The organism is Gemmiger sp. An194, assembly GCF_002160145.1.
Lineage (GTDB): Bacteria > Bacillota > Clostridia > Oscillospirales > Ruminococcaceae > Allofournierella.
Window position 1 is genome coordinate 119,232 of the sequence record NZ_NFKA01000006.1, and the last position, 21,276, is coordinate 140,507.

The 21,276-nt window shown below is 65.3% G+C and carries 16 protein-coding genes and 1 riboswitch; of the genes, 1 reads left to right on the top strand and 15 read right to left on the bottom strand.

Annotated features, from left to right (window positions below; genetic code table 11):
- Window positions 1-68: 68 nt before the first annotated feature.
- The 4 genes from B5F28_RS05675 to B5F28_RS05690 form a co-directional block, all read right to left on the bottom strand.
- Window positions 69-818 carry an amino acid ABC transporter ATP-binding protein gene (locus B5F28_RS05675; RefSeq protein WP_087294216.1) on the bottom strand — a complete coding sequence of 250 codons (750 nt, stop codon included), beginning with the start codon at window positions 816-818 and terminating at the stop codon, window positions 69-71.
- Between the two features lie 19 nt (window positions 819-837).
- Window positions 838-2,478 carry an ABC transporter substrate-binding protein/permease gene (locus tag B5F28_RS15355; RefSeq protein ID WP_087294218.1) on the bottom strand — a complete coding sequence of 547 codons (1,641 nt, stop codon included), beginning with the start codon at window positions 2,476-2,478 and terminating at the stop codon, window positions 838-840.
- 153 nt (window positions 2,479-2,631) lie between these two features.
- Window positions 2,632-2,809: riboswitch (Lysine riboswitch) on the bottom strand.
- Between the two features lie 89 nt (window positions 2,810-2,898).
- On the bottom strand, window positions 2,899-3,942 hold the full coding sequence (locus B5F28_RS05685) for a M42 family metallopeptidase (RefSeq protein ID WP_087294220.1): 1,044 nt from the start codon (window positions 3,940-3,942) through the stop codon (window positions 2,899-2,901).
- Window positions 3,943-3,966: 24 nt separating this feature from the next.
- On the bottom strand, window positions 3,967-5,889 hold the full coding sequence (locus B5F28_RS05690) for an NAD(+) synthase (protein ID WP_087294222.1): 1,923 nt from the start codon (window positions 5,887-5,889) through the stop codon (window positions 3,967-3,969).
- Window positions 5,890-6,049: 160 nt separating this feature from the next.
- Here B5F28_RS05690 and B5F28_RS05695 point away from each other — a divergent pair, with 160 nt between their 5' ends.
- Window positions 6,050-6,529: a YbaK/EbsC family protein gene (locus tag B5F28_RS05695; RefSeq protein ID WP_087294224.1), complete on the top strand. Its 480-nt coding sequence runs from the start codon at window positions 6,050-6,052 to the stop codon at window positions 6,527-6,529.
- A gap of 51 nt (window positions 6,530-6,580) precedes the next feature.
- On the opposite strand, the gene B5F28_RS05700 is transcribed toward B5F28_RS05695, so the two are convergent.
- The 11 genes from B5F28_RS05700 to B5F28_RS05750 form a co-directional block, all read right to left on the bottom strand.
- Window positions 6,581-6,892 carry a hypothetical protein gene (locus B5F28_RS05700; RefSeq protein ID WP_087294226.1) on the bottom strand — a complete coding sequence of 104 codons (312 nt, stop codon included), beginning with the start codon at window positions 6,890-6,892 and terminating at the stop codon, window positions 6,581-6,583.
- A 51-nt stretch (window positions 6,893-6,943) separates the two neighbouring features.
- Window positions 6,944-7,744, bottom strand: a complete 801-nt coding sequence (locus tag B5F28_RS05705; RefSeq protein WP_087294228.1) for an MBL fold metallo-hydrolase — start codon at window positions 7,742-7,744, stop codon at window positions 6,944-6,946.
- A gap of 167 nt (window positions 7,745-7,911) precedes the next feature.
- Entirely contained in the window at window positions 7,912-13,536 is a 5,625-nt protein-coding gene (locus B5F28_RS05710; protein ID WP_087294230.1) for a prepilin-type N-terminal cleavage/methylation domain-containing protein, read from the bottom strand.
- Complete coding sequence (locus tag B5F28_RS05715; RefSeq protein ID WP_087294232.1) at window positions 13,523-14,080, bottom strand: hypothetical protein; 558 nt, start codon at window positions 14,078-14,080, stop codon at window positions 13,523-13,525. The genes B5F28_RS05710 and B5F28_RS05715 overlap by 14 nt, the downstream gene beginning before the upstream one ends.
- Window positions 14,077-14,664, bottom strand: coding sequence for a type II secretion system protein GspM (locus tag B5F28_RS05720; protein ID WP_087294234.1), 588 nt, complete (start codon window positions 14,662-14,664; stop codon window positions 14,077-14,079). Before B5F28_RS05720 ends, B5F28_RS05715 begins: the two co-directional genes overlap by 4 nt.
- A gap of 3 nt (window positions 14,665-14,667) precedes the next feature.
- Window positions 14,668-15,672 carry a pilus assembly protein PilM gene (gene pilM, locus B5F28_RS05725; RefSeq protein WP_087294236.1) on the bottom strand — a complete coding sequence of 335 codons (1,005 nt, stop codon included), beginning with the start codon at window positions 15,670-15,672 and terminating at the stop codon, window positions 14,668-14,670.
- A 16-nt stretch (window positions 15,673-15,688) separates the two neighbouring features.
- On the bottom strand, window positions 15,689-16,471 hold the full coding sequence (locus B5F28_RS15285; RefSeq protein WP_087294238.1) for a prepilin peptidase: 783 nt from the start codon (window positions 16,469-16,471) through the stop codon (window positions 15,689-15,691).
- A 240-nt stretch (window positions 16,472-16,711) separates the two neighbouring features.
- Window positions 16,712-17,152: a type II secretion system protein gene (locus B5F28_RS05735; protein WP_087294240.1), complete on the bottom strand. Its 441-nt coding sequence runs from the start codon at window positions 17,150-17,152 to the stop codon at window positions 16,712-16,714.
- Window positions 17,153-17,267: 115 nt separating this feature from the next.
- Complete coding sequence (locus B5F28_RS05740; RefSeq protein ID WP_087294242.1) at window positions 17,268-18,470, bottom strand: type II secretion system F family protein; 1,203 nt, start codon at window positions 18,468-18,470, stop codon at window positions 17,268-17,270.
- A gap of 52 nt (window positions 18,471-18,522) precedes the next feature.
- Window positions 18,523-19,590 (bottom strand): type IV pilus twitching motility protein PilT, encoded by a 1,068-nt coding sequence (locus B5F28_RS05745; RefSeq protein ID WP_087294243.1) that lies wholly within the window; start codon window positions 19,588-19,590, stop codon window positions 18,523-18,525.
- Between the two features lie 7 nt (window positions 19,591-19,597).
- Window positions 19,598-21,271, bottom strand: a complete 1,674-nt coding sequence (locus tag B5F28_RS05750) for a GspE/PulE family protein (RefSeq protein ID WP_087294245.1) — start codon at window positions 21,269-21,271, stop codon at window positions 19,598-19,600.
- Window positions 21,272-21,276: the final 5 nt, after the last annotated feature.

A 21,276-nucleotide genomic window follows, 5' to 3' on the forward strand; every position in this document is an offset into this window, starting at 1 on the left:
CACAAAGCAAAAAGGCATCGGGAATTTTCCCGATGCCTTTTTTGCTTGTTTTGTTTTCTGTTTGAGGCTCAGCCCTGCCGGAAGCGGGCCAGGAACTCGGCGGTGCGCTCACTTTTCGGCTGCTCGAACAGCTGGGCCGGTTCGCCCTCCTCGCAGATCACGCCGTCGGCCATGAACACCACATGGTTGCTCACGTCCCGGGCGAAGGCCATCTCGTGGGTGACCACGATCATGGTCATGCCCTCAGCGGCCAGCTTCTGCATTACGTTCAGCACCTCGCCCACCATCTCCGGGTCCAGGGCGCTGGTGGGCTCGTCGAAGAGCAGCAGCTCCGGCTCCATGGCAAGGGCGCGGGCGATGGCCACACGCTGCTGCTGGCCGCCGGAAAGCTGGCTGGGCTTGGCGTTCACATATTCGGCCATGCCCACCTTTTCCAGGTAGAACAGAGCCTTCTGCTCCGCCTCGGCCTTGCTGCGCTTGAGCGCCTTGCGCTGGCCCAGCATGCAGTTCTCCAGCACGGTCAGGTTGGAGAACAGGTTGAAGGACTGGAACACCATGCCCACCTTGGTGCGGTAGGCGGGGATGTTGGCGCTCTCGCCAATGTTCTGCCCGTGGAACAGAATCTCGCCGCCGGAGGGAGTCTCCAGCAGGTTCAAACAGCGCAGCAGCGTGGACTTGCCGCTGCCGGAGGGGCCGATGATGGTGGTCACATCGCCCTTGCGTACGGTGAAGTTGATGTCCCGCAGGATCTCCCGCGGGCCGAAGGATTTATTCAGGTGGCGCACCTCTACGATAGCGCCGGTTTCGGTGGTATTCATCTTGCTCGTCCCCCTTTTCTCACAGGTCCAGGTTGCCGGTGCGCGGCTTGCCGTGCTCCACATAGGGAGGGGCGTTCAGGCCGCCGGTCTGCTTCACCAGCGCATAGCTGGATTCGCCGTCCATCCGCTTTTCCACCCAGCGCAGAATGGCCGAGCAGACCAGGGTCATCCCCAGATAGATGGCCATCTCGATCACTGCCGAGGGGAAGTAGGCATAGGTCGCGCCCACCACGCCCTTGTGGATGCTGAACAGCTCGGCCACGCCGATGATGAACAGCACGGAAGTATCCTTGATGTTGATGATCAGGTTGTTGCCGATCTGGGGCATGATGTTGCGCAGCGCCTGGGGCAGAATGATGCTGGTCATGGTCTGCACGTGGGTCAGGCCGATGGCCTTGGCGCCCTCAGTCTGGCCCACCGGGATGGACAGGATGCCGCCGCGCACCGACTCAGCCATGTAAGCGCCGGTGTTCACCGACACGATCACCAGAGCGGCGGTCCACATATCCAGGTTCCAGCCGAACAGGAAGGCCGCGCCGTAGAAAATGAGCACCGCCTGCAGGATCATGGGGGTGCCGCGGAAAACCTCCACATACACCCGCAGCACGGCGCGGGCCGCGCCCAGCAGAATCTTCTTGCCCATGCCGTCCCGCTTTTCCACCGGGATGGTCTGCACGATGCCGCAGCCAAGGCCGATCACACAGCCGATGGCGGTGCAGATCACCGCGATCACCACGGTGATGCCCGCGCCCTTCAGGTAGCTGGTGCCGTAGTTCTGCAAAAGATACCCGATCTGGGCGAAGAAGCCCTCGGGGAGACCGTCGCTCAGGGGCTGGATGGCGATGGCCTCATCCATCATGGCGTTGTAGTCGTCCTCGGTCATGGTGTTCAGTACGCCGTTGATGGCATCCTTCAATTCGGTGTTGCCCTTCTGCACCGAGATGCCGATGTTCACATCCTCGCTGGAGACCACGAAGTTGTCCTCGCTGTCGTTGAAGTCCAGCAGCACAAAGTCGCTGTAGGCATTCAGAGCCGCCTTGGCGGTGGGGATGTCGGTGACCACCAGATTTGCCCGGCCGGTCTCCAGCGCCATCAGCATGGCGGGGGCGGATTCCTGGGGGGTAAGGATGGTGGCGTCCGGAATCTGGGGCAGACAGCCATCGTACCAAATGGTGCCCAGCTGACTGGTGGCGGTGGCGCCCGCCAGCTCGCTCAGGCCCTGGGCCTGGGCATAAGGGCTGTCGACCCGGGTCAGGCCCACGATGGATGCGTAGAAATAGGGGGCGGTGAAATCCACCGACTCCAGCCGTTCACTGGTGATGGACTGGCCCGCAATTACACAGTCCACGGTGCCGCTCTGCACGGCGGGCACCAGGGAATCCCAGTCCAGCCGCACGATCTCCAGCTCCATGCCCAGCGCCTCGGCGATCTTTTTGGCCATCATCACATCATAGCCGTTGGCGTAGTCGGCGCTGTCCTTGATGGGCACCGCGCCGTTGGAAGAATCCGGCTGGGTCCAGTTGTAGGGGGCGTAGGCACATTCCATGGCCACGGTCAGGGTGTTGTCGTCCAGCACGCTGCCCTCGGCCGAAACGGCCAGACCGCCGGGAAGGGCGGCAAACAGCAGCAGCGCCAGCACAAGGCTTGCGATCTTTTTCATTGTGTTTTTCCTCCTTTTGCTTTACCGCTGCCCGCCACGCAAAAAAACGGGGCTGCTTTCCTTTCGAAAAGCAGCCCCGCGGAAGTCTCTGTGCGCACCGCGAAGGAACGCGGCACGTTGCAGGCAGCCCCGGCCGGGCCGCCCCTTCGGTTTCCCTTGGATAGCGCTTCACGAAAAAACTTCGTGACAGTCCGGCGGATCTTCTCCGCCAGCCCAGGCAAGCGCACCCCAGACCGGGTTCGCTTCCTTCGGCGGTGTTTCCTTTCGGTGCGGCGGGGGTCTGCCCCGAATGCCGCGCGCTACTCTTAAACACCGCGCCTCTATCACAGCGATATGAATTTAGTTGCCATATTACTCTATTTTCCACAGCTTGTCAAGCCGCTGTGGAAAATTTGGTCTTTTTTGTAATCAAATCCGGCTTTAAACGGTCTCGATGTAGGCGTTCAGCAGATGGAAGGTGGCCATCATGCCCTTCACGTGGCTGCGCTCGTAGCCGTGGGAGGCGTACACGCCCGCTCCGATCAGGCCGTGGCGCAGATCCGCGCCCGCCCGCAGAGTGGCTTCCACATCCGAGCCGTAGTGGGGGTACACATCCACCGCGTAGTCCACACCGGCGGCCTTGGCCGCTGCCACCAGACCGCTCACCACATCGTAGTGGTAGGGACCGCCGCTGTCCTTGGCGCAGATGGACACCTGATGCTCCTTGCAGGCCAGGCCCTCGCCCACGCAGCCCATGTCCACGCTGATGGCCTCGCCCACGCCTTCTGGCACCGAGGCGGAGCCGCCGTGGCCCACCTCCTCAAACACGGTGATGTGCTGCCACACCGCCCGCCGGGTGGTCTTGCCGCTCTCCTTCAGGGCACGGGCATAGCCCAGCAGGATGGCCACGCTCAGCTTGTCGTCCAGAAAACGGCTCTTGATGTAGCCGCTCTCGGTAACGGTGGTGCGGGGGTCAAAGCAGACGATGTCGCCGTTTTCGATGCCCAGTGCGTGGACCTCGGCCTCGGAGAAGACCATCTCGTCCAGCAGAACCTCCATGGTATCCCAGCTGCGCTCGGTCTTGGAGTAGTCGCCGTTCACATGCACCGAGGCATCGGTGAGCTGGCACACGCCGGTGTAGACCTTTCCGTCCCGGGTGTAGATGCGCACGTTCTCGGCCTCGGCGTTGTTGGGGTTCATGCCGCCCAGAGCGGTAAGCCGCAGCCGGCCGTTGGCCTTCACGCCGCACACCATGCCGCCCAGAGTGTCCAGATGAGCCTCCTGCAGGATGCCGTCGCCGGGCATGGAACCGTCGCCCGCGCTCAGCTGCACCAGCACGCCGCCCTTGCGGGTGACCTGGGGCTCATAGCCCAGGGCCTTGTATTCCTTCACCAGATAATCCACCGCGTTTTTGGTAAAACCGCTGGGGCTGTCGATGGCCAGCACCGCTTTTACCTGCTGCAACATATATTCCTGATCGTTCATCTTGTTTTCCCTCCCGATAATCAGTTACAAAGTATTTTCCAGCTCCTCCACCTGAGCCAGCCAGAGGGCGGCACAGGCGTCGCTGGGCATCCGCCAGTCGCCCCGGGGCGACAGGGTCACGGTGCCCACCTTGGGGCCGTCCGGCAGGCAGCTGCGCTTGAACTGCTGGGCGAAGAAGCGCCGGTAGAAGTTACGCAGCCACTGCACCAGCACCGCATCCTCATAGACCCCGGCAAAGGCCCGCTGGGCCAGCCAGAAGATCTTTTTGGGCGCAAAGCCCCAGCGGATGGCGTAGTACAAAAAGAAGTCATGCAGCTCGTAGGGGCCCACGATGGCCTCGGTCTGCTGGGCGATCTCGCCGTTCTCCTTGGCGGGCAGCAGCTCGGGGCTGACCGGGGTGTCCAGAATGTCCTGCAGCACCTCCCGCAGGGCGGGCTCGCTGTTGGCGGCCACGGTGGCCACGATATGCCGCACCAGCGTCTTGGGCACCGAGCCGTTCACGCCGTACATGCTCATGTGGTCGCCGTTGTAGGTGGCCCAGCCCAAGGCCAGCTCGCTCAGGTCGCCGGTGCCGATCACCAAGCCGCCCATCCGGTTGGCCAGGTTCATCAGCACCAGGGTGCGCACCCGGGCCTGGGTGTTTTCATAGGTCACATCCAGCACCGACTCGTCGTGGCCGATGTCCGCAAAGTTGCTGCGCACCGTGTCCGCAATGTTCACCTGACGCAGGCTCACGCCCAGCGCCTCGCACAGCTTTTCCGCGTTGGACTTGGTGCGCTGGGTGGTGCCGAAGCAGGGCATGGTCACCGCGATCACGTCCTTGAGGGGCTTGTCCATCAGGCGGAAGGCCCGGGTCACCACCAGCAGCGCCAGGGTGCTGTCCAGACCGCCGGAAATGCCGATCACCGCGGTGGCGGCGTGGGTGTGCTCCATCCGCTTGCGCAGGCCCTGGGCCTGCATCTCCAGAATAGCCTCGCAGCGGCGCATACGCTCGCTCTCGCCCGCGGGCACAAAGGGAGCCGGGTCCACCGGGCGCACCGGCTGCCAGTCGGCGCAGGCCTCCGCCAGCTGCACGGTGGTGTAGCCCTCGTCGTTCACCGCCGCAAAGCTGGTGTTTTTCAGCCGCTCGCCCGCCAGCTTCTCCAGGTCCACCTCGCTGGCGATCATGCCGCTGCCGAACAGCTCGGTCTGGGCCAGAATGGCTCCATTCTCGCAGATCAGGTCATGCCCGGCGAACACCAGGTCGGTGGTGGATTCGCCCCGGCCCGCGTCCGCGTACAGATAGCCGCACAGCAGCCGGGCGGACTGGCCCGCGATCAGCTGACGGCGGTATTCCGCCTTGCCCACCACCTCGTCGCTGGCGGACAGATTCAGAATCAAAGTCGCCCCGGCCATGGCGTGGCCCACGCTGGGGGGCAGCGGCGCCCACACGTCCTCGCAGATCTCCACCGCGATTTTAAAGCAGTCCGCCTTGGGGTGGCAGAACAGAAGCTTTGTGCCGAACAGCACGGTCTGGCCCAGAAGCTGCAGCGTGAAGGTCCCGGCGGGGGCGGCGGTGAAGCGGCGGCCCTCGTAGAACTCATTGTAGCTGGGCAGATGGGTCTTGGGCACAAGGCCCAGCAGCCGCCCGCTCTGGCAGACGGCGGCGCAGTTGTACAGCTTGCCCCGCACCGCCAGCGGCAGGCCCGCCACGAACACCACCGAGGTGTGTGCGGTGGCCTTCAGCACCGTGTCCAGCGCGTCCAGCGCGCCCTGCTGCAGCACCGGCTGGAAAAACAGATCCTCACAGGTGTAGCCGGTGAGGCCCAGCTCCGGCAGGCACAGCACCTCCACTCCCTGCCCGGCGGCCTCCTCCACCGCCCGGATGGTCTGGGCGGCATTGTAGGCGCAGTCCGCCACCCGGATGTCCGGCGTGGCACAGGCGGTTTTGACAAACCCGTATCGCATGGTGTGATCCTCTCCTCATCCCATTGTTTTAAAAATTCTTTTGTAAGTATAGCACATTTCGGCCCGGTTTTGAATGCGCCCGCCTCTGGCCTTTTGGGCAAATCTGTGCTATACTTTATTTCACTATCTCACAAAAGCAAGCAAAAGGAGCGATGGCACAATGTCGATGCAAGCGGCCAGGGACTACCTGGCGAAATTCGGTCTGGAGGGACGCATCCGGGAATTTTCGGTATCCAGCGCCACGGTGGAGCTGGCGGCGGTGGCCGTGGGCTGCGAGCCCGCCCGCATCGCCAAGAGTCTTTCCTTTCTGGTGGAGGACAAGCCCATTCTGATTCTGGCAGCGGGGGATGCCAAGGTGGACAACCCCCGCTACAAGGCCCGATTCGGCACCAAGGCAAAGATGATCCCCGCCGACCAGGTGGAGGCGCTCATCGGCCACGGGGTGGGCGGGGTCTGCCCCTTCGGCACAAAGCCCGGCGTGACGGTGTATCTGGACGAATCCCTGCGCCGGTTTGATGTGGTCTACCCGGCGGCGGGCACCGCGGCCAGCGCGGTGGAACTGAACCTGGCCGAGCTGGAACAGACCAGCGGCGCCTCCGGCTGGGTGGATGTGTGCAAGGGCTGGCGGCCAGAGGAATAACGCCAAAACAAAAAGGCTGCCCGGGCGGGCAGCCTTTTTTCGTATACAAAATCAGCCGGCGGTGAAGTAGCCCTTTTCGCAGAGCACCTCCAAAAAGAAGTTCACCGCTTCATCGTCGAACAGGTCGGCGTAGTCGTTTTTGGACGCCACCGCCTCCGGCGACAGGTCCAAACGGCCCTTGGCGGCCAGCCGGTCAAAGGCCTCGCTCACCGCGCCCCGGCGTGCCTGCTCGGCCATGGCCCGCACCGGGCCCCGCTTTTGCAGAAACGCCAGAAAATGCGCTGCGTCCCAGCCGCAGACCAGCTTTGCCTCGGCGGCTTTTTCGGTGACCTCCTGCAAGAATTTCTGTTCCAGATCGCTCATACTCAATCCCTGCCTTTCGCTTGCTTCGTTATTGCTGCGCGCCGTTTTCACTCACAGCGCGATCACGTCCAGATCATAGGGCACATGCAGATCGCCCCGGTAGTACTCCTTGCCCTCGGCGGTGTACAGCCGCTGGCGGTCCTCATAGGTCTTGTCCTCGGTGTGCCAGAGCACCAGATGGGGCACCGCCAGCTGAGCGGCCAGCTCGCAGGCCTCCTTCACGGTGCTGTGGTGCTTTTCATAGGGCTTGAACTTCTCCCGGTCGCCGTACAAACAGAAGGCCTCGCACAGCAGCCAGTCGCTGCCCTTCACATAGCCCTCGCACAGGGGGTTGTAGGGCTCATCGCCCAGGCAGGTGAGCTTTTTGCCGTCCTTCTCTGCGGTGAAGCCGTACTGCTCCATCTTGGTGGAGTGGATGTCAAAGAAGGTCACGGTGTGGCCCAGAATGTCCGCCTGCTCGCCGTCGGCCACGCCATGCAGCAGGATGCGCTCGCCGATCAGCTTTGCAAATTTGCCCTGCACGGTCAGCCGCACCAGCGTCTCGATGGTCTCGGGCAGGCCCTTGTGGCACCAGATGTGGAACTCGCCCTCATATTTGCCGTCCAGCATCAGGGTGGCGATCTTGCGGATCACCCACACCACGCCCAGAATGTGGTCGGTGTGGGCGTGGGTCACGATCAGGTGGTGAATATCCGCCGGGTCGATGCCCGCCTTCTGCAGCTGCACCAGAATGCCGTTGCCGCCGCCCGCGTCCACCAGCAGCACATCGTCGCCCTGATGCAGGGCAAAGCAGGTGTTGTAGCAGCGCAGGGCCATGGCGTAGCCGGTGCCCAAAACAGTGAGTTTTTCCATTGGTCTTTCCCTCTCTATTCCAAATTCCCGGACAGTTCCGGGCCGGAGCATGGTTCCGGTGTGCAGCTTTATTGTACCACACCCGGCACCCTTTGGGCCAGCTTTACCCAAAAAAGGCCCCGGCTCCGCAAACGGGAGCCGGGGCCGGATGAACGCCGCTTTTCCGATCAGGCGGACAGCCAGGGCTTCACCGAGTCCACCTCGTTCTGATTGAAGGTCAGGGTGGCCCAGGCAGTGAAGGCGTTGTTGTTGGCCTGGTTGCCAATCTGCAGGTAACCGCTGCCGGTCAGGGCATAGGTTTTGTAGCCCATGAGGTACTGGTTGTTCTGCATGTCGCTGTCCTTGATCCAGGTGATCTTGTTCTTGATGGAATCGTTGGAGCCGTCGGTCACCGCAAAGCCGAACTTGCCGTTGCCGGTGTTCCGGGGCACCATGAGCATGTAGCCCCTTTCGGTGACCTGCCGGTTCGGGTCGGTGGAGATGCCCACCACATCGCCGTTGATGGAGTGGACCTCCTCAAAGGTGGCGTTACCCGCGCTGTCGAACACGGTGTTGTAGCCGTGGTAGTACAGCCGGCCGCCGATCCGCTCGAAGTAGACCACACCGCCGCTGGTGATGGGGCCGTCCATGTTGATGATTTCCTGCTTGGGCCAGTCGCCCCAGAAGTCCAGCCCGTAGGTGGGGAAGGGGTACTCATCGGCCTGGGTCTCGATGTTCAGCCCGTCGCTGCAGTAGGGATAGGTGGCGGTGGGCGATTCCTTTGCGCCTTCCTTCTTCAGATTGTCATAGCTGAGGGCGGCGCCCGTGGTCGTGCCCAGCGCGTCGCAGACCAGATAATAGTTTTCCAGCCAGTAGTCGCCGTCGCCGACCGAATTCTGGGCGAACCGGTAAACGGTTTTGCCCCGCAGGAGGAAGGGGGCCGTGTAGCAGTTGCTCACCGAGCCGTTCTCCACAATGCCCACAAAGCCGAAGGTCTCGCCGGTCTCGCTCTCGATGCTGCCGGTCACAAAGCAGTTGGTCACGCTTCCCTGGGTGTGCTGCACCATGCCGCTGGCTCTGCCGTCGGCTGCCTCCAGTCGGACGTTGGCATAGCTGCGCTGCAGACTGCCGCCATCCCCGTTGGTCAGGCAGAAGCCGGCGGCGTCGGCGGCGCTTTTCACGGTGCCCACCACGTAGGAATCGGTAATGCTGCCGGTGTTCCGGTACACAAAGCCCGCCGCGCTTGCGCCGGTGCTGATCACCTGCACCTGCCGGTACGCCTGCGGGTCGGCCTGAGCCGCCCGGGCAATGCAGCGGGTCACCGTCGCACTGCTCTCGCCCAGCAGGCCCGCCGCGTCGCCGCCGGCGGTCACCGTGCCCAGGAAGCTGCAGTCGGTCAGACTGCCGCTGGCGCTCCAGACCAGGCCCGCGCCGCGCTGGGCGGCCTGCAGCTGGCCCGTGAAGGAGCAGCCGGTCAGGCTGCCGCTGCTGCTCAGCGCAAGGCCAGCGCCGTCGCCGCCCTGGGCGGTCACCGTGGCGCTGGCCCGGCTGTTCCGGATGGCCGCGCTGGAGCTGCCCGCCAGGCCCGCCGCGCTGCCGCTGGCGGTCACCGTGCCCTCAAAGACACAGTCGGTCAGGCTGCCGCCGTTCGCTTCGCCCACCAGGCCCGCGCCGTTGCCGCTCCAGGCGGTCACGGTACCGTTGGCGGTGCTGTTCTGCACCGCGATGCCGTTGATGCTCCAGATCAGGCCCGCCGCGCTGTTTCCGGCGACATCGCCCGCAAAGGAGCAGTTCGTCACCGCGCCCTGGCTGTAGGCCAGCAGGCCACCCGCCTGGCTGCCGCCGGTGACGGTGGCCTGCACGGTGCAGTTGGTGATCGCGCCCTGGTTCACCGCCACCAGGCCGCCCGCCTGGCCGGTGCTGCTGACCTGGCCCGCGAAGGAGCAGTCGGTGATGGTGCCCTGGTTTTCGCCCGCAAGACCGCCGGTTTTGCTACCGCCGGAGACGGTGGCATACACGGTGCAGTGTTCCACCCGGCCCATGTTGTAGCCCAGCAGGCCGCCTACACTCTCGTAAGAGTCGTCGGCCATGGTCACCCGCACGCTCTGCTGGGCGCTGCCCACGGTGCAGTCCTTCACCACCGCGCTGCCCGAGCCGGAGGGCGCCAGCGCGCCGCGGCCCTGAATGCTGCTGTCCAGAATGGTCACGCCGGTCACCTGGGTGTTATCCGGCAGGTAATGGAACAGCGGCCGGGTCGCCCCGGAGATGGAATAGTGCAGTGTGCTGCCGGAAGCGTAGTGATCCAGCTCGGTGCCCGAATAATAGTCGCCCTGCAGCTGGCCGCCGGTGACCGCATCGCCCGTGTCCGGCACGCTGGAATCCAGCCGGATGTCCAGCGACTGCTCAAAGTGGAAACGGCTGTTGCTGAAGCTGGCGCAGTATTTGCCCACGTTGCGCAGCTGCCGCTCCGAGCGCAGATGGATGATGTGGGTGACGCTCTCGTCGTCGGTCCGGGCAATGGCGTCGGCAAATTCCGAGCGCAGCTGCCAGGTGGTCACCCACTGGAAGTGCCACTGCTGAGGCGTGCCGTCCCCGTTCAGGGGGAAGCGGCCGATCTTCACATAGTTGGCCCAACTGCCCTGGGTGCACACCATCCGGTACAGGTCGTAATTCTCGCTGAGCCGGTCGAATTCGGCACTGCCCTCCAGCACGAAGCGCTCTGCCACTTCGCTTTTGTTCAGGGGAATAATGTTCGAGGTGCCGTTCACGTCGTTGCTCTCGGAGTAGCCCACCAGCGCCGGGTCGGTGCCCTTGGGCAGCAGGAACAGATAGCCCTCCTGCTGCACGGTCACACCCTTGCGGTAGAGCAGGCCCTTCACCGTGTCCGGGGCGCCGCCCCAGATCTCCCGGTAAACGGGCCGGGCGCCGCTGGCGGTGAAATCGGTGAGGTAGCCGTGGTAGTACAGCTCCCCGTCAATGACCTCGTAGTAGACGAGGCCCGCCTCGCCCGCTGCGACCTCGGGCTGGGACTGCTCCACCTCCCGGGGCCAGTCGCCGTAAAAGCCCAGCGCCGCGCCGGGCATGGCGGTGTTGTTCACCATGGGGAAGGGGTACTCCTGCCCCGCCCGGCCGTAGCCCACGGTGCGGCGGCCGGTCTGCGCCTGGTCGCCGGCCAGCTGAATCAGGCCCTGGAAGTCACTGGCCTGTACGTTGTTCAGAATGGGCTGGTTGTCCATCTGGTTCTGCTCCAGATACCGGTTCCAGCCGGACGCCTCCACCCAGCCGCCGGCCAGCTTGCCCAGATAAGCGCCGCCCTCGGCGGCGGTCACGCTGCCCAGGGCATAGGTGTTCATGGGGGCCAGCTTGCCCTGCTCCAGACGGCCCAGCAGGCCGCCCGCGCAGTCCGCCGCGCTGGAAACGGTGGCAAAGCAGTTGTTCAGTGCCAGGCCGCCGGTGTTGTTTGCACTGCCCACCAGGCCGCCGGCCACACCGCCGGGGGCCGCCGCGCCCACCACGCCCGGGTCTTCGCCCTCGGCGGTGGTAAAGCCGCCCGCGTAGCTGGTGTTCAGGGTGATCCACTCCCCTTCCGTGCGGCCCAGCAGGCCGCCGGCGCTGCCGCCATCGGCCCGGACCGGCACCGAGGCAAAGCAGTTTTCCACCAGGGAATTGCCGCTCACATGGCCCGCAAGGCCGCCCGCGGCGCCGCCGGACAGGGCGATCACCCGGGGGCCGGTGCTCTCTTCGGCCTGGCCTTGTGCCCAGGCACCCTGCCGGTAGGACTCGGCCGCATTGTCCCCCTGCAGCAGCACGCCGACGCTCTTCAGGCTGCCGGTTTTCAGGCTGCCCACCGCGCCGCCGGCACTGCCGTTTTCGGCGCGCACCACCGGGTCGTACACCTGTGCGCTGCCGCTCAGACCGCCGTTTTCCATCTGGCCCGCGATGCCGCCCGCGTTGCCGTTCTTCACGTTCACCTGGGGGGCCTGCAGCTGAACGGTACCGTTCAGGCTGCTGCTGTTCAGCTCGCCCGCAAAGCCGCCCGCGTTGCCGTTCTCGGCATTTACCTGGGGGGCTTCCAGCCGGATCGTTCCGTTCAGGCCGGCGCTGCCGTTTTTGACCGTGACCGCCGGCTCAGTGACGGCAAGCTGCTGCTCGCCCAGGCCGACGCTCTTCATCCGGCCCGCCAGGCCGCCCGCATCGCCTTTTTCCGCGCTCACCTCAGGGCCGTCCACCTGGATCTCGCCGCGCAGGCTGCCGCCGGCCAGACTGCCGGCCAGGCCGCCCGCCGCGCCGTCCGCCGGGGCGGTGACGGTGATTTTGGGGTTCTCCACCCGCAGGTTTTCGCCGGTAAAGCTGCCGTTCTCCTCCACCCGGCCGATCACCGCGCCGGCGCAGCCGGTGGCGGTGGCCGACGGCTCCACCAGGGTCAGGTCATGCACGAACAGGCTGCCCGCCAGGGCCTCGCCCGCCCGGGGCAGCACGCCCACCTGGGCAAAGAGGCCCGCGTTGTGGTAGGCGTTCTCCTGGAAGGAGAGCCCGGTCAGCGAACAGCCGCCGCCGTCGTACTCCTGCAGCGCCGGGTTCAAGATGCTCATCACGCAGCCCGGCTCCAGCGGCCGCTGGCCGTTCAGGATGGGATCGTAGAGCACCACGCTCCAGCCCTCCTCTTCTTCGGCCAAAAAGTCCGCCGCGTCCAAGTCGGCGGTCTGCACCGCCCGGCGCACCAGAGGAATGTCCCGGTACTCCTGCTCCTGGTAGGCCAGGTTGGAGACCTCCGGGCTCAGGTTCTGTAGGTGCCGCAGGCTGGCAATGGTCACCTGGGCAAAGATGCCCTGATCGTCGGTCTGCTCGGTGCGCTCGGCGAACAGACTGTTCACCTGGCCGTACACCGACTCGGAGCGGCCCAGCCCGTCGGCGGCCTGGGCGTACACCTCCACCAGCAGATCCTCCCCGGGCCAGAAGTCCGGGAACAGGTCGGCAAAGTGGCTGCCCGCCTGGGTGATGTCGTCCAGCACCAGCTCCCAGCTGCCCTGTGCGCTGCGCTGATCCGGCTCCAGCACGATGCCCGCCTGAGCCCCGCTGCTTCGGCCGGTCAGGCACAGGTGCAGGGTCTGGTCGTCCCCGGCCTCCATCACCAGCCGCAGCCGGTCGCCGTTCTCAATGGTCAGCACCGGGGTCTCCACCGTGCTGGTCTGGATGGTCTGGGCCGCGGCGCCGCCGTAATAGCCCACCACAAAGCGCCGGTCCTGCTTGCGGTAGCTCTGGCGGACGGCGGCGCTGGTGCGGCCGCCCTGCTCCTCCAGCGCGGCCACGTCCTCCCGGGTCAGGGTGCCGGCGTCGGTGAAAAAGACGCCGTAGATCTGGCCGGTGGCCTGGTCATATTCCACCAGATAGGACCCGCCGCGCACCTGCTCGTCGATGGCGCCCACCGGCAGCAGCTGCTGCAGCACCGGGTCGGCCGCGCCGTCGGTGTGCAGGGCGCTGAAATAGGCGTGGCCGTCGCCGCTGCCCTCCTGGGGCCATTCCAGCTCCTGGGGATAGTCGGTGGGCTTTTGGGTCATGGGCATACCAAAATAGCCCTGTGCCTGATCGCGGCACAGGGCTGCCCATTCCCCGTTGGCCTGGGCCCGGGTCAGATTGTTCTGGGCGGCCAGAAAGATCTGCCGGGCCAGCCCGTCCAGCTCGGTGCGCTTGAGGCTGGCCTGGTAGCGGTTGACCGCCAGCATTCCCACCGAGGACAGAATTGCCAGCAGCCCCAGCACCGCCAGCAGCTCGGCCAGGGTAAAGCCGGCGTTTCTTCGTTTACTGCGCCTCATCGGTGTAGCGCATCTCTCCCGTAGCTCCTTCATAGAACGTAACCTCCGCCTGGATCTGCACGCTCTGCTGGTTCTGCAGGCTGTTGGCGCGCTGGCTCAGGCTCAATGTGCGGATGCGCATCCGGTAACGGCAGCGGGCCAGCTGCTCCAGAATCTGGCGGCCCTGCTCCATGTCGGACGCGGTGAAGTCGATGGTGATGTTGCGCCGCACGATGAACCCGTCGGTCACCGCGTCGGCAAAGTTCAGCTGGTATTTCTGGGCCCCGGCGAAGATCTCGCCCAGGGCCACGATCTCGTTGTGCAGGTTGTCGTAGTCCGCCACCTGCGGGGTGTCGACGGGCATCTGCTCCAGGGCGCTGCGCATGCTGCGGCAGGCCAGGGCCCGCTCCTGCTCATCGGCCAGCTGCTGCTCCAGCGTCTGCCGGGTGGAGGCCTTGAGCACCACCTGGGTGGGGGCCCACACATACTGATAATAGGCCACGCCCAGCAGCAAAAGAATCACCGCCGCGCCGGCGGTCAGCCGCTGTTTCTGTTGTTTGTTCATTGGCCGTTCCCCCCTTGCTGGCTGGTCGCCGGGCGCAGCTCCAGCTGCACGTCGGCGGAGATCACGCTCCCGTCCTGCTCGGTGCCCGCGGTGGACACGGTCACAAAGCTGACCTGCTCGTTTTCCTGCAGCGCCGCGATGATCCGGGACACCTGGTCCAGGCTGGTCTCGCTGAGATGCACGTTCACGCTGGTGCCCTCAATGGTGATCCGCTCCACCTGGCCCAGGCCGCGGGTGGTCTGCTCCACCAGGTCCAGCACCGCCAGCCGGTCCGGCTCAGCGGCCTCGGCGCTGCTCAGGTAGTCGCCGGTGGCCTTGCGGTATTCCTCCTGCAGGGCCTCGTAGTCCTGGGTGGTCTGCTGCAGCTGGGCGATCTGGGCCCGCAGCAGGTCGCACTCCTCCTGCACCCGCTGCGCCGCGGCAAAGCGGCTGTACACGCCGAACCAGCCGAACAGGCCCAGCGCCGCCAGACCGGCCGCCAGACCCGCCGCCAGCCGGACGCGCCGGGCCGGGTTGCGGCTGGCCCGCGCCAGGTTGATGATGGTCTTTGTGGGCGGGGTCTTTTTGAAAAAGATTCGTTTCATGGGTTATTTCTCCTGGTTCCAGGCCATGGCCACCGCCCCCGCGCCGTACAGCAGGGCGGCGGGCTCCCGGCAGGCCTTGGCGTACACATCCTGCAGCAGGCGGATCTCCAGGCCCACCGTGTCGCGGATGGCACGCATCAGCGGCTGGATGGTGGCCCCGCCGCCGCTGCAGTACAGGACGTTCAGCTGCTGGCCCGGGTGGTTGTATTGGAAGAAGTTCAGCACCCGCATGATCTCCAGCGCGATCTGCTGGTAGATCTCCCGGCAGGCGGGCTGCTCCAGCGCCTGCTCCACCTGAGCCCGGTCGTGGGTGCTCCAGTCCTGGATGCCGCACTGGTCCCGCAGGATCTGGCACAGCTGCTCCATGGCCGGGTGGATCTGCTTGCCGGTCTCGTAGGCGGCGTCGGAATATACCCGCAGCTGCACCTCGGAATAGCCCAGGTTCAGAAAGGCCATGTTGTGGATGTCTTCGTCCGGGTGCAGCGCCTGGAACACCCGCACCATATTCTGAAAGGCGATGGATTCCGGGGCCGCGCTGTACAGCCGCAGGCCGCACTTTTTCAGCATGGCGCTGTGCTGGTCCAGCCACCGGCGGGACACCGCGGCCGCCATCAGCTCCATCTTGCTGCGGTGGGTGCCTTCGTCCTCCAGCATCTGCTGCAGCGCGTAGTCGTACACATAATCCTGCTGCCGGTCGGCAATGAAGTCGTGGAATTCAAAGGGCAGGTTGAAGTAGAGCTGCTCCTCGGTCATGGCGGGCATGACCACCCGGCGCACGTAGGCGTCGTTTTCCGGAATGACCAGCGCCACGTCCCGGCAGGAGGTGCGCAGCTTCTTTTTCATGCGGCGCACCAGATCCGCGGCCAGGTCCCACCGCTGGATGCCCTTTTCCCCGAACATCTCCGGGGGGGTGAACTCCCAGCTGATGCCGGTGACCACACCCTTTTCGCAGCAGATCATCTTGCTCATATAGCGCTCCAGATGGAGGCCAAGGATCTTGTTTTTCATGATGAGTTCCTCATATTCATACAAACAGGCCCAGGTACCAGTTCACCACCTGGGGGCCCACCAGCATGGTGGCAAAGGCGGCCAGCGCAATGGCCGGGCCGAAGGGAATGCGCTGCTTGCCCAGCGCCAGGGCGAAGACCAGCCCCACCAGGCAGGAGAGGATCAGGTGGAACAGCCCCAAAGCGGGGCCGAACCAGCAGGCCAGCAGCGCCAGCAGCTTGATGTCGCCGCCGCCCAGGCTCTCCTCGCCCAGGCGCCGGTCCATGCCCAGGGCCAGCAGCAGCACCGCGGCGCCCATGACGGCGGCGGTGCCCAGGCCCAGCAGCAGCCTGTCCAGGGCGTCCGGCCCGAAGGGCAGGCCCCCCAGCCAGACCAGCAGGCCCAGAATCAGGCAGCCGTCCGGGATCTCGAACCGCTCCAGGTCCACCAGCGCCGCCACGATCAGGGCGGTGGCCAGCAGCCAGTACTGCACCGTCTGCACCGACAGCCCCCAGCGCACAGCCATGGCCGCATACAGCAGGCCAGTGAACACCTCCACCGCCAGGTACCGCGTGCAGACGCGGGCGCCGCAGTGGCGGCAGCGGCCCCGCAGGACCAGATAGCTGACCACCGGCACCAGGTCCGGCACGCCCAGCAAATGGCCGCAGGCGGCGCAGCGGCTGCGCCCGGTCCAGGGATTCTCACCCCGGGCCAGCCGCCAGGCCACGCAGTTGGCAAAGCTGCCCATGACCGCGCCCAGCACCCCGGACAGGGTCAGAATATAGAGAAAAAAGAGCAGATCGCCCGCCATTGGAAGCATGGTTGGTTTCTCCTTTCTTGCAAAAGAAGCCTGAAGCTTTCCTGCGCGCCCTGCCGGCAGGGCGTACAGGAAAACTCCAGACCGCGATGGCCTGGGGAGGCGGGACTGCCCGCCCCGGGTTTTCGGCTCCGTGCTGACCCACGGAATGCGGGGAACAGGGCTGCGATGCGCAGCCCTGTTCCCGCAGGATGTCGTTCCGGAAATTCCCGCTGTGCGGGAACAGAAAGATCGTTGAAAAATTTATCTCTTGGTAGATGCCGTCCAAGTCAGAGTGATGGTGCTGAGTGCGCGATCAATTCCTACCTTCAGGATATCTTTCTCACTCTGAATGGCATTGCTGACACCCTCGATCTGCGTGCCCACGGCGGATTTGCTGTAAGCCGTAATCGCCGAGCCATCTTCCAGTGTCCCATTTTCCGCATCATAGTAGTACACACCGTGGTCTCCATCGACTCCGCCAGTCAAAGCAGTATCTTCCATCATCAGCGCAGCAGCGACAGCCTTGGCGGCGCGGGCATTAGCCTCGTCGGTGGACTTCTTGGCCGCTTCCAGTCGGCTGGAGAACAGGGGCACGGAGATGGCCACCAGGATGCCCAGGATGGCCACAACCACCAGCAGCTCGGCCAGGGTGAAGCCCTTGCGGTTCAGCTTCTTTTTCAGGTTCAGTTTGAATTTCTTCATGTCGTTTTTTGTCCTTTCCAAAAAATGTTGTTGAATTTTGCCTTGCGGCACACATCTATCTCAAAGGCCCGCCCCTGGTCAGAAAGGGGGGCGGGGCCCCGTGAGCAAAGAAAAATCAGATCAGCTCGTACATGCTGAACATGGGCACGTAGATGGAGAAGAGCACAAAGCCCGCCACCCCCGCCATGAGCATGAGCATGATCGGTTCAATCTTGCGGATGGCCTTGTTGGTGGCGTAGTCGGCCTCGCTGTCGTAATAGGCGCCGATGGTGCTCAGCGTGCTCTCCAGCTCGCCGGTCTCCTCGCCGATGGCGCACATCTCCACCAGCGGCAGCGGGAAGGTCTTGTCCGCCCGCATGCACTCGGCCAGCCGGCGGCCCACCTCGATCTGGCCCACCATGTTGCGGATGCGCGCGCCGATGTAGACGTTGTCCACCACCCGGGCGGTCACCTCCAGCGCCTGGCTTACCCCCAGGCCCGCGCCCAGCAGCGCCCGCATGGTGTTGGCGAACTGGCCCGCCGCGTTCAGGGCAAGGATCTCGCCCACCACCGGCACCCGCAGCACAAAGCGGTTCCAGGCCAGCTTGCCCCGGCGGGTCTTCAGCGCCGCCCGGGCGGCCAGCGCCAGCGCCAGGACGACCACCGCCAGATGCAGCGCATAGCGGCTCATGAAGTCGGACCCGGCGATCATGATCCGGGTGATCAGCGGCAGCTCGCCGCCCAGGTCGGCAAAGGTCGAGGTCATGCTGGGCACCACCTTGATCATGAGCACCATGACCACCACCACCGCCACACAGAGCACGAACATCGGGTAGGACAGCGCCTGCCGGATCTTCTGGGTGGTCTGGTAGGATTTGCCGAAGTACTGCTCCAGGGTGGCGAAGGAGTGCTCCAGCATACCGGATTCCTCGCCCGCGCGCACCGTTTCCAGAAAGGCCACCGGCAGCGCCGGGCAGTTTTTTTCAAAGCTGGCGGCGATGCCCGCGCCCTGGGACACCTCCTCGGACGAGCGCTCCAGCATCTGGCGGAGCTTTTTGTCCTTGGTCTGCTTGGCCACAATGCCCATGCAGTTGTCGATGGGAATGCCCGAGCGCAGGATGATGGCAAACTGGGAGCACATGACCGACAAGTTCTTGGCGTCGATCTTGGGGGTACCGATCTCCATGCTCAGCAGGTTATGGCCCCGCACCGGCTGGATCGAGATGACCACCGGATATTTGGCCCGCACCCGCTGCATGGCGATGTATTCGTCCGGCGCTTCCACCGTTCCCTTCACCGGTTTGCCGCCCGGCTGGGCCGCCCGGTATTGATAGTTCATCTGGGTCTCCTTCTGTCTGGCCCGCCCGCCCTCAGCGGCGGGCCGTGGGCGTTCAGGTGTTCTTGGTCACGTAATCCCGGTCGATGGCGGCGGCGCGGGCGGTCTCGGCGTCGATCCGGCCGGCGCGCACCAGCCGCAGCAGGGCGTTGTCCATGGTCACGCTGCCCTGGGCCGCCCCGCTCAGAATGGCCGAGAAGATCTGGTGGGTCTTGCCCTCCCGGATCAGGTTGCGGATGGCCGGGTTCACCATCATCAGCTCGCAGGCCGCGGCCCGGCCGCCGCCCCGCCGGCGCACCAGCTGCTGGGCCAGTACCGCCCGCAGCGTCATGGACAGGCTCATGCGGATCTGGGGCTGGCGCTCGGCCGGGAAGCTGCCCACGATCCGGTCCACCGCGTCCGCGGCGGTGTTGGTGTGCAGCGTGGCAAAGACCAGATGACCGGTCTCGGCGGCGGTGATGGCCGCCTCAATGGTCTCCTGGTCCCGCATCTCGCCGATCAGCAGAATGTCCGGGTCCTCCCGCAGCGCGGCCCGCAGGCCGGTGGCGTAGCTCTCGGTGTCCTGGCCGATCTGCCGCTGGTTGATCACGCAGCGGTCCGGCCGGTACTGGTACTCCACCGGGTCCTCCAGGGTGATGATGTGGGCCGCCCGGGTCTGGTTGATCTGGTCCAGCACCGCGGCCAGGGTGGTGGATTTGCCGCTGCCGGTGGCGCCGGTCACCAGCACGATGCCCTGGCGCCAGCGGGCAAATTCCTGCACGCCGGCGGGCAGCTCCAGCTGCTCCAGCGCCGGAATGCGGCAGGGCAGCAGGCGCAGCGCCGCCGAGCAGCTGCCCTGCTGGCGGAACAGGTTCACACGGATGCGCCGCTCCCCGACGGTGAGCGCCAGGTCCAGCTCGCCCACCCGGTTCTCCTGTTCGGGCCAGCCGTCCCCGGCCAGCCGCTGGTAGCGGTTTCCCGCCAGCTGGCGGGCGTAGTCCTCGCACTGCTCCCGGGTCAGGGGCACGACGCCCAGGTCCCGCAGCTCGCCGTCCACCCGGTATTTCACCGGATGGCCGCAGACCAGGTGCAGATCGGACGCGCCCAGCTCCTGGCCCCGGCGGATCAGTTCTTCCATTGTCATAAGCGGTTCACTCCAGAATACAAATGGTCCGGCACAGCTCTTCCAGGCTGGTCACGCCCTGCTCGGCCAGCTCCAGGCCGCCGCGCATCATGGGAATGAAGCCGGACTCCGCCACCGCCCGCCGCAGCTCCGCCCGGGGGCGGCCCTCGGTGATGCAGTCGCGGATGCGCTGGTTCAGGTTCAGAATCTCGAACACGCCCACCCGGCCGTAGTAGCCGGACTGGAAGCAGAGCGGGCAGCCGGTGCCCTGATAAAAGGGGCGGGGGTCCCCCGGCGCCACGCCGGTCAGGTCCCGCTCGGTCTCGGTGGGGGTGTGGGGGGCCCGGCAGTTGGGGCAGATGCGCCGCACCAGTCGCTGGGACACCACGCCCCGCAGACCGCCGGCGATCAAGTAGGGCTCCACGCCCATGTCCCGCAGCCGGTCCAGCGCCGAGATGGCGTCCTCGGTGTGCAGGGTGGAGATCACCAGGTGGCCGGTCATGGCGGCGCGCATGGCAATCTCGGCGGTCTCGCCGTCGCGGATCTCGCCCACGCCGATGATGTCCGGGTCCTGCCGCAGCACCGAGCGCAGGGCGCTGGCAAAGGTCATGCCGGTCTTTTCGTTGATCTGCACCTGGGTCACGCCGTCCATCTGGTATTCCACGGGGTCCTCCAGCATGATCAGGTTGGTGGCCTCCGAGCGCATCTCCCGGATCATGGTGTACATGGTGGAGCTTTTGCCGCTGCCGGTGGGGCCCACGATCAGAATCACGCCGCTGTTGAATTTCAGCAGCCGCTCAAAGCGGGCCTCGTTGGCGCCGGTGATGCCGATGCCGTCCCGGGTGAGCATGGACTGGTTCTTCACCAGCAGTCGGATTACCACCTTTTCCCCGTGGATGGTGGGCAGGGTGGAAAGGCGCAGGTCCACCTCGTTGCCGCCGGCCCGGAACTGGGCGCGGCCGTCCTGGGGCACCCGCCGCTCGGCGATGTGCATGCCGCCCATGACCTTCAGGCGGGAGATGACCGCCTGCTGCAGTTCCTTGGGGATGGTCAGCGTCTTCATGAGCCGGCCGTCCACACGGATGCGCACCACCATCTGGTCCTGGCCCGGCTCCACGTGGATGTCGCTGGCCCGCTCGGTGATGGCCCGCTCGATGATGGAGTTGATCAGCCGGATGGTGGGCGCTTCCTCCTCGTCCTGGGGGCGCTCCTCCACCGCCTGCTTCTGGGGCAGGGCCTCCTGGCGCATCTGGGAGATGGCCTTCACCGCCCGTTCGTTCTCGTACAGGCTGTTGTAGGCCCGGCTCACGCCCGCCGCGGTGGCGATCATGGGCTGGATCTGGCGGCCGCTGGCCACCCGGGCCTCCTCCACCGCCATGAAGTTCAGCGGGTCGGCCATGGCCAGGCACAGCACGTCGCCCTCCAGCCGCACCGGAATCACATCGTATTTTTTCGCCAGGCTCTTGGGCAGCATGTCCACCATTTCCGGCGAGATGGTGTAGGTGGCCAGGTCCACGAAGTCGATGCCCAGCTGCTGGCTGAGCATGTTGATGAGCTGGCCCTCGGTGATGAAGCCCTCGTCGATCAGCACGGTGCCCAGCCGCTTGCCGGAGCCCTTTTGCAGCTGCAGCGCCTGCTGAATCTGCTCTTCGCTGAGAATGCCCGAATCCGTGGCAATCTCGCCCAAACGTTTGTATTTCATCTTCT

Excerpts from the sequence above, each read along its gene's own strand:
- B5F28_RS15285 (WP_087294238.1), bottom strand. The coding sequence starts at position 16,471 with ATGCTTCCAATGGCGGGCGATCTGCTCTTTTTTCTCTATATTCTGACC.
- B5F28_RS05700 (WP_087294226.1), bottom strand. The coding sequence starts at position 6,892 with ATGAGCGATCTGGAACAGAAATTCTTGCAGGAGGTCACCGAAAAAGCC.
- B5F28_RS05690 (WP_087294222.1), bottom strand. The coding sequence starts at position 5,889 with ATGCGATACGGGTTTGTCAAAACCGCCTGTGCCACGCCGGACATCCGG.
- B5F28_RS05745 (WP_087294243.1), bottom strand. The coding sequence starts at position 19,590 with ATGACAATGGAAGAACTGATCCGCCGGGGCCAGGAGCTGGGCGCGTCC.
- B5F28_RS05720 (WP_087294234.1), bottom strand. The coding sequence starts at position 14,664 with ATGAAACGAATCTTTTTCAAAAAGACCCCGCCCACAAAGACCATCATC.
- B5F28_RS05715 (WP_087294232.1), bottom strand. The coding sequence starts at position 14,080 with ATGAACAAACAACAGAAACAGCGGCTGACCGCCGGCGCGGCGGTGATT.
- B5F28_RS05705 (WP_087294228.1), bottom strand. The coding sequence starts at position 7,744 with ATGGAAAAACTCACTGTTTTGGGCACCGGCTACGCCATGGCCCTGCGC.
- B5F28_RS05685 (WP_087294220.1), bottom strand. The coding sequence starts at position 3,942 with ATGAACGATCAGGAATATATGTTGCAGCAGGTAAAAGCGGTGCTGGCC.
- B5F28_RS05710 (WP_087294230.1), bottom strand. The coding sequence starts at position 13,536 with ATGAGGCGCAGTAAACGAAGAAACGCCGGCTTTACCCTGGCCGAGCTG.
- pilM (WP_087294236.1), bottom strand. The coding sequence starts at position 15,672 with ATGAAAAACAAGATCCTTGGCCTCCATCTGGAGCGCTATATGAGCAAG.
- B5F28_RS05740 (WP_087294242.1), bottom strand. The coding sequence starts at position 18,470 with ATGAACTATCAATACCGGGCGGCCCAGCCGGGCGGCAAACCGGTGAAG.
- B5F28_RS05750 (WP_087294245.1), bottom strand. The coding sequence starts at position 21,271 with ATGAAATACAAACGTTTGGGCGAGATTGCCACGGATTCGGGCATTCTC.
- B5F28_RS15355 (WP_087294218.1), bottom strand. The coding sequence starts at position 2,478 with ATGAAAAAGATCGCAAGCCTTGTGCTGGCGCTGCTGCTGTTTGCCGCC.
- B5F28_RS05675 (WP_087294216.1), bottom strand. The coding sequence starts at position 818 with ATGAATACCACCGAAACCGGCGCTATCGTAGAGGTGCGCCACCTGAAT.
- B5F28_RS05695 (WP_087294224.1), top strand. The coding sequence starts at position 6,050 with ATGTCGATGCAAGCGGCCAGGGACTACCTGGCGAAATTCGGTCTGGAG.
- B5F28_RS05735 (WP_087294240.1), bottom strand. The coding sequence starts at position 17,152 with ATGAAGAAATTCAAACTGAACCTGAAAAAGAAGCTGAACCGCAAGGGC.